6 protein-coding genes and 1 pseudogene are annotated in these 9,452 nt (G+C 41.5%); 1 reads left to right on the top strand and 6 read right to left on the bottom strand.

Annotated features, from left to right (window positions below):
* Positions 1-414 precede the first annotated feature (414 nt).
* The 6 genes and pseudogenes from ACFE90_RS31825 to ACFE90_RS31800 form a co-directional block, all read right to left on the bottom strand.
* Positions 415-1,707 carry a substrate-binding domain-containing protein gene (locus tag ACFE90_RS31825; RefSeq protein WP_375506319.1) on the bottom strand — a complete coding sequence of 431 codons (1,293 nt, stop codon included), beginning with the start codon at positions 1,705-1,707 and terminating at the stop codon, positions 415-417.
* 788 nt (positions 1,708-2,495) lie between these two features.
* Positions 2,496-3,245, bottom strand: coding sequence for an ATP-binding cassette domain-containing protein (locus ACFE90_RS31820; RefSeq protein ID WP_375506318.1), 750 nt, complete (start codon positions 3,243-3,245; stop codon positions 2,496-2,498).
* Positions 3,246-3,266: 21 nt separating this feature from the next.
* Positions 3,267-4,064, bottom strand: a pseudogene (locus tag ACFE90_RS31815) (ABC transporter permease subunit).
* Between the two features lie 45 nt (positions 4,065-4,109).
* Positions 4,110-5,126 (bottom strand): aliphatic sulfonate ABC transporter substrate-binding protein, encoded by a 1,017-nt coding sequence (locus ACFE90_RS31810; RefSeq protein ID WP_375506317.1) that lies wholly within the window; start codon positions 5,124-5,126, stop codon positions 4,110-4,112.
* A 19-nt stretch (positions 5,127-5,145) separates the two neighbouring features.
* On the bottom strand, positions 5,146-7,896 hold the full coding sequence (locus tag ACFE90_RS31805) for a TonB-dependent siderophore receptor (RefSeq protein ID WP_375506316.1): 2,751 nt from the start codon (positions 7,894-7,896) through the stop codon (positions 5,146-5,148).
* A gap of 815 nt (positions 7,897-8,711) precedes the next feature.
* On the bottom strand, positions 8,712-8,966 hold the full coding sequence (locus ACFE90_RS31800; RefSeq protein WP_375506320.1) for a hypothetical protein: 255 nt from the start codon (positions 8,964-8,966) through the stop codon (positions 8,712-8,714).
* Positions 8,967-8,999: 33 nt separating this feature from the next.
* Here ACFE90_RS31800 and ACFE90_RS31795 point away from each other — a divergent pair.
* The coding region (locus ACFE90_RS31795; protein ID WP_375506315.1) for a DUF2252 family protein at positions 9,000-9,452 on the top strand (453 nt) is incomplete at its 3' end.

Here is a 9,452-nt window from a genome sequence, read left to right as displayed (position 1 = left end):
TGAAGTTGAGAAGTCCATTTCATCATTTTTTAAATCTTATTTAGCGACAAGTCTACTCAAATGATTTCTCTAGCGGTAGTAATACCAATTGGAAAAAAGAAAGCGACAAATAAACCATTTGTAGAGACGCGATTCATCGCGTCTTTACCCAAGGATATGTTGCAGTCATGAATTGAATTGGTATAATACCAATTGGAAAAAGAAAGTTACAGATTCAAAGCCGGAAACTCAAATTCAACCCGAATTACGAATTATGTAGCTTGCTTATCGCATTTGGCGAGTATTACGAATTCAGCATTATCAGTTGTTGTAATCCACTGAAGGTTGCTCATACCTAAAGAGTGGTTGCAGCAGGATTTAATAAATTTACGCAAAATTTTCCTTGAACCACACAACCAACCATTGCAATCCGCTCTAAACAGTCGCTACAACTTCCCCGATTTTGCTGATATCGTAACCGCCAAGAATTTCAAATTGGGAATGAACCATCCGATGTCCTAAAGTACTGAGTAACCGCTGTACAGGTGCTTCTTCCAAATATTCCTTGAGAATCACCAAATCATATCGTGACCGATTTAAAGGAATAAATCCCAGTCCAAAAGCGGTAGCTACAGATCCCGTACTCATACCAGCATCGGCAATTCCTTCTACTACAGCTTGGGCAACATCTTGGTGATTTTTGAGTATATTGTTAAAGCCCTGAACAGTGTCGAACGGTATTTGCTCTTTTTGGAGTGTTTGTTCCAAAAGCATTCGACTACCGGAACCTATTTCGCGGTTGACAATAGTCGCTCCCCCAGCCACTAAGTCAGTAACTGTTCTAATTCCCATTGGGTTCCCTGACTTCAATAAAAGTCCCTCCTCCCAGACACCAAGGGTAATCAGAACTGCTTCCCTGCCAGCCAGAACATCTCGAACAAAGGGAGTATTATACTCACCAGTCTCAGGATCGTACAAATGCATCCCAGCGATGTGCGTTTCACCTCTGCACAGACTGTGCAATGCAGCCATGCTATTGGCGAAGTTATATTGGACTCGCAATTGGGGATGCCAGCGTTCAGTGGCTCTTGCCCATAATGAAATCACAGGGGCACAACCAGCAATCACAACGGTGTTGTGAAGTGTGTCAAGATTATCGTCTAAAAGACGGACTCGAACTTTATTTGTACCTGTGCAAGTCTCACCCTCACTCTTCGGGTTCAGCAGTTTGCTTATGCCGGGGAATCCTTTCGGCAGTTCCTCCTGTGGGGAACCCCCAGACGCTCGATGACTCGCTAACGCTGCGCTATCGCCCTTGGCGTCTCCCCTTGGGAGAAGATCGGACTGCCTCACCACCGCAACTGCTTCACCATCAGCCGGAATCATATCTTGGCGAAAAGCATCCTTACCAATCAAGGGATAAGCTATCAATTGTTCTCCTACACGAGCCATGCTAACTCGCAGTTGCTGACCATTAAGAACAGGTTTGGCAAGAACAGCTTCAATTTCAGGTAAATCTCGCTCTAACCAGAATAGATCCTCAACTTGACAGCCAAGCGCTTTGGCCAAGCGAAGTGTTATGGCTACTGAGGGAGCGTATTGCCCCGATTCTACACCACTAATAGTCTGACGAGTCACATTAGCGATGTTAGCCAAATCTTGTTGGCTTATGCCTAAACGAGTTCTAATGGACTTCAAGTTATTACGGAGGTCACTATCCCGCTTCATTGGCTTTGTCTCTTGGTTTCAAAAAGCCGTAGCGGATTTAAACATCGCATCTGCCAAGGCGAAAGTCTGGTCTTTGAGTTTATATCATTTCTCTTTGACGACATGACTGTGCTTTCGCTGTCTTAATTCCCCATACTAAAAGACTATCACATTAATTGCAAATTTGCTTGCCAAGCGCAAATTATTTTTGCGGGTGGTTGCTTTTTACCTGCTACTTTGGCTCAAAAGCCCCAAATTTCAATAAACAGAGCATTTGTTCAGTACAAAATACCTACCAATTAAGTTGGTATAAGTAGCATTTCATACAGTTTTAGAAATTTCTTTGGGCTTTGATGTTTGATAGGCAACTAATACAAGCCGTAGAAAACATACCAACCAATTTCGCTCTTTTTTGTCAGATATTTTTTACCCCTAAATATGATGTTTACACATTTCAATGCTAACTTCACGCACATCGATGAAATAGTTCCTAATATCAGTACCTCTGCCAATTTACGAGGGTTCAATTTGCTTGATATTTGTCAATTCTAAAGATTTTGTAACTTCCGAAGAAAAATCTGATAATGATTTGCTTAAATCTAAAGTTGCATATATATTTTTTTCCATTAAGGTAGATAATCTCTATCTCAAAACTATTGCTACTTAAAAATCCTACCTTTTTTATTGTCAAAAATAGAAATTGAAAACTCATTGTGGCTCAAATTATACTTTCGCAGTACAAACATTACTTAGCTAGTATAAATATATTTTAGTTACTGAGGGAAGGATTTAGCGATCGCCCCTAATTCCTAACAGTCTTCCTGCTTGCCCATCACACGTTGCAAAATCTGTTCTACTGTTTGAGCAAACACAACATTTCCCCTTGCTCTAGGACGCGGAAGGGGAATTGGACAATCCATCATTATCTCACCGTTTTCAATCAATACAACTCGGTCTGCTAAAACCACGGCTTCTTCGACATCGTGGGTAACTAGCAGTGCAGTAAATTTTTCTTCCGGCCATAAACTCTCTATTAATTGCTGCATTTCAATACGAGTCAAAGCATCTAAAGCGCCGAGGGGTTCATCTAGAAGCAATAAAGCAGGTTTACTTGCCAATGCTCTTGCTAGCGCCACCCGCTGGCGTTGTCCGCTAGAAAGTATAGTAGTCCAGTCACCAGCGCGATCGCAAAGTCCTACAGAATTGAGAACTTTTAAAGCAGTTTGCCGCACATATACTTTAGAGCCATGCGAGCCAAGCTCCACATTTGCCAGTACTTGTTGCCAAGGTAAAAGACGTGCATCCTGAAACATCATCCGCACCCTTGGGTTGAGCTTCAGCGATGGTTTGCCGTCCAAAAATACAACGCCGACACTCGGCACGTCCAGTCCGGCAATTAGGCGTAATATCGTACTCTTGCCACAACCACTGCGACCTACAATTGCTACAAATTCTCCTGGTTTTACCTCTAAATTTATGCCCCTCAATACAGCTAAAGTCCCAAAAGACTTTTTCACTTCTTTGAGTTTTAAATGCATTCCACGACGTTCAAATTCCATGTAATTAAACTTTCGGAATTGTCATAGTTGATGCTTAAGTTTTATGTAATTGGGATGCCATTGCAAACAATAACTTTCTAACCACCTGGCTACAACATCTGCTAGTTTACCTAATAAGGCATAAAGCAAGATGCTCAAAATTACTACATCAGTTTGCATAAATTTTCTGGCATTCATTGCCATATAACCAATCCCAGAATCAGCAGAAAGAGTTTCCGCTACAATCAGCGTCAGCCACATAATTCCTAAAGAATAGCGTACACCGACTAAGATTGAAGGCATCGCTCCAGGAAAAATAATCCGCCAAAACAAATCCCAAATATTTAATCCATAAAGGAGTCCCATTTAAATTAATCCTATATCTACGTTTTTAATTCCATAAAACGTATTCAAATAAAGAGGAAACATGACACCCAATGACACGAGAAATAGCCTGGCGAAGTCTCCAATACCAAACCATAAAATTACCAGAGGAATCAAAGCTAAATTAGGAATGTTACGGAGCATTTGAATGGAAGTATCCAACAATTTTTCGGCAATTGGAAAAATGCCATTAAGCAACCCTAAAGAAAATCCAATACTGCCGCCGACAAAGAAACCCGTTATTGCTCGTGCGGCACTAATACCGATGTTAATAAATAATTCCCCGCTTTTAGCCAGTCGGAATGCTGCACCTACTACATCTATTGGAGCAGGCAAAATTCTAGTAGGAATCAAGCCATAAAAAGAGAACAATTGCCACAAGAAAACTATTAACAAGGGTATGCACCAAGGCATTAGCAATTGGATATAGTAATTGGGAAATTTTTCTTTTCTCATAATACAGTTCTGCCAACTATAAATTCAGAAATTTCAACTTAAACTTTAACCATTAAGTTTAATAAATGCATCTTTTACTTGAATCTGTTTTGAAATTAGTCCAAGTTGGAAAAATGTGTCACAGACTTGTTGTTGTTCTACGATAATCTGCCGATCAATAGGCACTATCTTAAACTGTTGTCGCCGTGTTGCTACCTCTAAAGGAGCAACTGGGAGTTTGATTGTAGAAGAGAAAAGTTGAGCAACTTCACGAGGACTTTTGGTTGCCCAATCTCCAAACGAGCGTAATTCTTCTAAAATCGCCGCTAAGATGTCAGGGTGTTCGCGGGCATATGTGGGAGAAGCAATATAGAAAACGCGATTTGATGTAAAACCAGTGCCATCAAACAGGATACGTACCTTCTCTTTGGCTTGCAAAATAGCAAAGAATGGATCAAAAATTCCCACAGCATCAACAAATTTTGATTGAAAAACTTCTATCGCTTCTGCTGCCGATTTGACGTATACCGATTGAATATCATCAGGTCGCAGTCCTTTAGATTCCAGTGCTTTGACTAATAGGTAGTGTAAATTCCAGCCCTTGCCATATGCAACTTTCTTACCCTTAAGGTCAGAAATGTTTTGGATGGGAGAGTTTTGAGGTACTACAACAGCCAAAGCTAATGGTCTAGCTACTTCAGCACCAAAAATCACTAAGGGTACACCAGCTGCCATTGGAGATACCAGGGTGGCATCAGAGGCAGGCCCGACATCAATTAATCCTGCATTCAGGGCTTCCATACGTTGAGGCCCAGCCGCAAATAATTTCCACTCGACGGAGACATTTAATCGTGCTAAACGCTTCTCTAAACTACCTTTCATTTGAATTAGATTTACGAGTCCACCGCGAGCATAGCCAAATCTTACAACTCTGGGCTTTTGACTGTCAGAGTTTTGCTCTCTAAAGACTGTTTTGTTTTTTTGACGACAACTGCCTAAAGTGACAACTGGCAATAGCCCAGCCGTTGCTAGCAGCAATGAGCGCCTAGTAACTTTTGTTTGTCCTCTTCTATACCTATCCATAAAATGACAACTTCTCTGCTCAAAACTGCCAGTCTAATGTCACCACTGCATTAAACGGATCGCCTCGAAAAATCGATAAGCTACTTCCGCCAATGTCAACATAATCGATATTAAATAAGTTCTTGAAATTTACTCCCAGCCGGAATTTATTGTTGCGGTAAAATACTCCTGCATCTGTTCTTAAGTACGATGGCAATTGGAAAGAGTTCAACAAGTCTCCTTGTCGTTCACCAACATACAAAAGTCCTAGACCAAACCCCAACCCTTTTAACTCTCCTTTGGGAATTGTATAAGTTGTCCATAAACTAAAGCCATTTTCAGGTACATTAGGTAATTGGTTACCGATTCTGCTTCTATCGGTATCTTTAGTAATTTCTGCATCCGTGTAAGCGTAAGCAGCAATTATATTCCATCCTAGTAAGATTTCTCCCGCTACATTAAACTCTACACCTCGACTTCGTTGTTCACCGGCTTGAATAGAAAACCGAGGATTAACTGGATCGATAGTCAAAACATTTGACAGAGTAACTTCATACAAGGCAAGATTTGTAGACAATTTGCCATCCAGAAAATCAGTCTTGATTCCAACTTCATACTGAGTCCCGCGCTGAGGTTGAAAGAAACTACCATCAGCAGCTCTAGAGCCGGAAAAAGCTGTAGTACCTGTAACCTGGAGAAAGGAACGATTATAGTTAGCGTAGAGAGAAACTGTTTTACTCGGTTGATAAACAACGCCTACTTGTGGACTAAAAGCTTCGTCAGGTTGAGTAAAAACACTTGAAGCTACATAATCTGTAATGATACTTGTTGAAAGGTCATAACGCCCACCCAAAACCAACTTCAGATTGTCAGTTAAAGCGATCTGATCTTGAACATACAGACCTAAATTATCTAATCTAGTTTTAGCATTAGTTGCTGAGGTAACACGACCCAAAGGCTTACCATAAACTGGCTCATACAAATTAATCGGCTCTGTGGCTCGGAAAATACGCGCAAATGGGCCTTGAACATCTTTATATAAATCAAAGCCCATTAGTAGTTGATGCTGGATGCCACCAGTTTGAAATTTACCAACAACATTTGTGTCTAAAGTAAAAATACTCCAATTAGTAGTTCCCCCATCGATTGCATCAGTGCTTGAAGCATTAACTTGTGTTGTCCGCTCTAAAGTCCGACCATCTGGTCTTAGTCTTGTAGCAGTTGTATTGTATTGTTCTTGTCGCCAAATCCAAGCTTGAAAAGCGTTGCTCAATGACCAATTTTCACTGAAGCTATGCTTAAATCGATAACCAATCCGTGCTGTTCTTCTATTACTGTAATCTGTAGGCTCTATAATCGAACGATCCCTGGAAATTTTGCCATTGGGGTTAGGTAGCACAGTCCCGACAGCAGGCTGACCCCATAGTTCCCGTAACCGTAAATCTGTATAATCTGCCTCAAAGGTCAGGTTCGTATTTTTGCCAATCTGCCAGCTAATAACAGGTGAAACAAAGTAATACTCTTTTCTAAAAAGATCAGTGGAACCGTCTGCATTATAGTAAGAAGCATTGAGGCGATACAAAAGCTTTTTATCATCAGTTAAAGGACCAGAAATATCGATCGCGGGTTGATAAAAATCGAAGCTGCCACCAGCGAATTCAAAAGCGTAATATGGCTCACTTAGAGGCTGTTTGGTGACTATGTTAATTGTGCCACCAGGGTCACCAAAGCCATATAAAACTGAGGCGGGTCCTCTGAGAACTTCAATTCTTTCTATGTTTGTGGTAGGAATGACAATTCCACTAATCGCTTTCGCATCTCTTACACCATTACGCAGGTAATTGTTACTTTGGGTAAAGCCTCGTAAGATAAAAGTCTCTCCAGAACGACCAAAGTTAGTACCTGGTTGTCCACCAACATTTCGGACTGCATCTTGGACACGAAATGATCCTTGGTCTTGCAAAACTTGGCGGGGAACTACCTGAATAGAAGCGGGAATATCCCGTATCGGCGTTTCTGTCCGCGTTCCCACACTTGCATTACTGTCTTGATAACCTGTTTCTGGTGTGCCAATCACTTCTAACTCAATAGGCTGTTGCTGTTCCTCAGTCGGCTTTGGTTTTAACTCTGGCGTAGTCTGTTGTTGCTGTGTCGGTGAAGTTGTTTCCCCAGATGGTGCTGCTTGGGTAGTGGATGTAGTACTTTTTACTACAAACACCAAACCTTTATTACTATCAGATAACTCCACTGTTGGGACACCCGCTTCACCCGTCATCGTCAACCGGATGGTGTTAGCATCTACATTGGTAACAGTTATCTCAGTAATTCCTGCTGCTGGCTTCTCTTGACGAAAACTCTCTCCACTAGTCAAACGCAACTGAGTGTTAGGTATATCTGCAATATAAGAGTTACCCTCAGTTTTTGGAGTTACTTGTAAGCGATCGCTCTTACTGCTAGTCTCTAAAATCACCTCTAAACCTTTATCAGTACTATTGACGTTTACTCCAGTCACTGATGTGAGTTCTGTTTGGTCAGTGGGTGTTGGCGACTGTACTAACTTTTGGGCATCGGTAAGCGGATGCTCTATTTGGTTGAGACTGCGAATCTCTCTAATCGGTGCAACTGACTTTGTGCTCGTTTGTCCAGGTAATAGTTGCTGGTTACTAGCTGGTATTTCTGCTGCTATAATAGGGAGAGCGGCAACACGCAGAGGCTTAATTGTAAACACCACCACGGAAGTAGTTAGCAATAAACTCTGCCAGAAAAAATAGTTTAATCTCTGGGGCTTCATTAAACCTTCCTCACATACACTCGCTCATCTGTCGCTCATCACACACTCTTAGTTAAGGTATAAAAGGTAGTGGAAAACCTACTACCCTTTATCCAAAACCCTATGACAATCTCACCCCAAAATTCTGCTCCTTGAATTGCGGTTGTTGCATCAAGCACGTTATTTAACGTAGTCTGAATATTACCAACTTAGTGAGTAAATTAGCAAATAGATTTCTGATACAAATCTCAAAAATAGCATTCTAAATCTTGCTACTCTGACGGAGGTAACTCATCATTGGGCTGCTCAAATTGAGTATTGAAGCCGTTTTTAATTAAAATCATTTACAAAAGTGAGGTGCGTGTTGACCCAAGTCTTATGTCAGAGTATCTTTACCAACCGCAGGACTAAGTAGCTAATATTGTTGGTAATATCATCGCAATACGATCTACATATCTATCCTGAAGGGCGATGTCTGCGACAAGCCTTTACAGTCTACGCTAACTTTAGAGAATAACCGATTTTCATAAGATACTCTGCTTCACCATTTTGATTAGCTTGAAAATAGGGATTGGGGCTGAGGAGTGGGGACTGGGGAAAGGGAAAAGGGAAAGAGATTTTCATGCCCTAGTTGTGTGATTTATCACATGGGGAACTAGCTTGAAAAATCGGATTTTGGTTATTTCCCTGCCAAGAATCATTAGTTGGATTCAAAAGCGATCGCTGATCGCCTCTGCCCCTGCCAATTATTCTGATAATTTGAGCTATTAGTCGCTTACTTGGTGCGATCGCCTACGGTGGGGCATAGCCCATCGCCTACTCTAACTTGTTGCTTTTTAGGTGATTTTTGAAAAAGAAATTACCAGCAAAAGTGGTCGAATCAAGATATCCCATTTGGGCAAAAGTGGATTTCTCTGCAATCTCGACTCGACTTGCTTCATGGCTTTCTTAGTCAGAGAAATCCCTTTTTGGTAAACAATGTTGCTTAAAGTCAAAATTGGATGTAGCCCTTTCCAAGTCATGCTAGAAGCCCATGAGAGCATAGTTTCAACATCAACAAGCTTGGTTCCATTCCAATGCTGTTCAAGAATGCCCCAGCAGCGCTCTATAGGATTATATTTACTATGGTAGGGAGGGTTGCTGCAACTCCCCGTTCAACTTGGGTGGAAAATGAAATTTACCAATACAACCATCCCTTTGCTTCTCAATTACCGCAAGAACTGGCAACGAAGATGCATTTGATGGCAGCTAGCCCCTTCGCCTTCTATCGAGGGACGGCTCACATCTTTTATCGTGATATGCAAATATTACCAGGTTCAGGATTTGTCAATTCCTCTACCTGTGCCATTTGGTTAGAGGGGGATATGCATCTGCAAAATCTTGGGGGAATGAGGGATAGCAACGATAATGACGTCTTTGATACCACTGACTTTGATGAAGGTTATCTTGGGCCCTACGTTTGGGATTTGCGACGGATGGCAGTCTCGATTCTCTTAGCAGCCGAAGAGAACGGCCTAAGCTCCAGTAATTCTTTAGACTTTCGAGAAGATGAAAAAGCACAGTTAATTCCGGTGGAA

This window comes from uncultured Nostoc sp. (assembly GCF_964245445.1).
Classification (GTDB): domain Bacteria; phylum Cyanobacteriota; class Cyanobacteriia; order Cyanobacteriales; family Nostocaceae; genus Nostoc.
This window is presented reverse-complemented; position numbering and strand designations above follow the sequence as displayed.